The following is a 2,339-nucleotide window of genomic DNA, read 5'->3' on the forward strand; positions in this document are numbered from 1 at the left end:
GGGCGACGATTTCGGAAGCCGAAGCCGAACCGGAGTTGATCAGCACCACCAGCGGCACCTTCTTGATCGCGTCAGGCAACTTGGACAGCGGATCGTTGAGCGGGTTGGCGGCGTAGAATTCGCGCTTGGCCAGGAAGCTCGATTTGGAAGTCGGCAGTTGACCATTGGTGGTCACCACCACGGCATCCTTGGGCAGGAACGTCGCCGACACGCCGATCGCGCCCGGCAACACGCCGCCCGGATCGTTGCGCAGGTCGAGCACCAGGCCCTTGAGGTTCGGCTCCTGAGCGTAGATCGCCAGGATCTTCTTGGTCATGTCGTCAACCGTCGGTTCCTGGAATTGCGTCACGCGCAACCAGGCGTAGCCGGGTTCAACCACTTTCGACTTGACGCTTTGCACACGGATTTCCTGGCGGGTAATGCTCAGGATGATCGGCTTGTCCTCGTCCTTGCGGGCGATCGTCAGCGTGATCTTGGTGTTCGGTTCGCCGCGCATCTTCTTGACGGCTTCATCGAGCGTCAGGCCCTTGACAGGCGTCGCGTCGAGACGGGTAATCAGGTCGCCCGCCTTGATGCCGGCGCGGTAGGCCGGCGAATCTTCGATCGGCGAGATCACCTTGACGTAGCCGTCTTCCATGCCGACTTCGATGCCGAGGCCGACGAACTTGCCCATGGTGCCTTCGCGCAGCTCCTTGTAGGCCTTCTTGTCGAGATAGGCGGAATGCGGGTCGAGCGAGGCAACCATGCCGGAAATTGCTTCGGTGAGCAGCTTCTTGTCTTCTACCGGCTCAACGTAATCGGACTTGATCAGACCGAATACGTCGGTCAGTTGCCGCAACTCCTCCAACGGCAACGGCGCCGTCGCATTCTTTTGCGCGATGGCGTCGAATTGCATCGAAGCCGCCACGCCTGCAATCATGCCCAAACTGATAAGTCCAACGTTCTTGAGTTTGCTGCCCATTTTTCACCTAGTAGTTACCCAGCCCAGTGGGTCGAAAGCGCGGCCCTGATGCCGCATTTCAAAGTATAAACCCGATTGCTCATTGCCGCCGCTATTGCCTGCGCTGGCGATGACATCCCCGGTTTTGACGAGATCCCCTGCCCGCTTCAGAACGGACTGATTATTGCCATAAATCGTCATGTACTGGTTGCCGTGATCGACGATCAGAAGATTGCCGAAACCGCGCAGCCAGTCTGCGTACACCACCCGCCCAGCCGCCACTGCCTTGACTTCCGAGCCTTCCGGCGCGCGGATGAACAGGCCCTTCCAGCTCGGTCCGTCGCCGCGCTTGCCGCCGAATTTGGCGATCAGGTCGCCGCGCACCGGCAGGCGCAGCTGGCCGCGCAGGCTGGCGAAAGGTTTACCGAAATTTTCTTCCGGCGACGGCGTGGCTTCGTTGCGGCCCAGCGATTGCGGCGCTTCATCGTCGTCGATGGTGTCCGACGGCGCCGGCTTGACCTTGGTTCCCGGCGCGGCCCTGGCTTGCTGGGCGGCCGCAGCTGCGCGCCGTTCGTGTTCGGCTTTAGCTTTGGCCAATTGTTCCTGCCGCCGCTTTTCACGCGCCGCGGCTTCGGCCTTCTTCTGGTCTTCGATCAGCTGCGCCAGCTTGTCGACCAGGCCGGACAGGCGCTGCTCGTCGCGCTGCAGGTTGCCGACTTCCTTGCGCTGCGTGTTCAGCTTGGTCGACAGTTGCGCCAGCAATGTGCCGCGCTTGGCCTTTTCCTTCTCCAGCAGCTTCTTTTGCTCGTTCTCTTCCTGGGCGATTTCTTCCAGTTCGAACTTGGCGTTCTGGGTCGCAGCCTTGTTGTCCTTGATGGCCTGCAGGTTCACGCGCAACGTTTCGATCAGTTTCGCCTGCGCCTGCGATACGTAGCCCATATATTGCAGCTCGCGGTTGATGCGATTGGGATTGTCGCCGGACAGCAGCAGCTTGATGCGATCCTCGTTGCCGGCCACGTACTGGTCGCGCAGCAGTTTCGACAATTGCGCCTGCTGGCTGTTGACCACGCCGGACAGCTCGGCCTGCTGCTTCACCAGCACGTTGAGCTTGGCTTCGGTGCCGGCCTGCTCCTGGCTCAGTTCGCGCAGCGAACGGTTGGCCTTGGAGATCGCCTGCTCCGACTCGGCCAGCGCATCGGCGGCGTTGCCCTTGGCGGTCTCGGTCTTGTCGATGTCGCGCTTGAGATTGGCCAGTTTTTGCTGCAGGTCGGCGCGCTCTTTCTCAGCCGCCTGCTTTTGTTTGGCGCGTTCGGTGACTTGGGCGCCGACCGGCGACGGCAAACACAACGCTGCGGCCAATGCCCGAATTTGGCGATCAGGTCGCCGCGCACCGGCAGGA

General features: G+C 61.4%; 2 protein-coding genes. Both read right to left on the bottom strand.

What is annotated here, in order from left to right; genetic code table 11:
• A partial coding sequence (locus HLUSI_RS0121795; RefSeq protein ID WP_029363873.1) for a S41 family peptidase occupies positions 1 to 961 on the bottom strand: 961 nt, incomplete at its 3' end.
• A 3-nt stretch (positions 962 to 964) separates the two neighbouring features.
• A complete protein-coding gene (locus HLUSI_RS0121800) occupies positions 965 to 2,281 on the bottom strand; it encodes a murein hydrolase activator EnvC family protein (protein ID WP_016835988.1) in 1,317 nt (438 codons plus the stop codon).
• Positions 2,282 to 2,339: the final 58 nt, after the last annotated feature.

This window comes from Herbaspirillum lusitanum P6-12 (assembly GCF_000256565.1).
GTDB classification, from domain to species: domain Bacteria; phylum Pseudomonadota; class Gammaproteobacteria; order Burkholderiales; family Burkholderiaceae_D; genus Herbaspirillum; species Herbaspirillum lusitanum.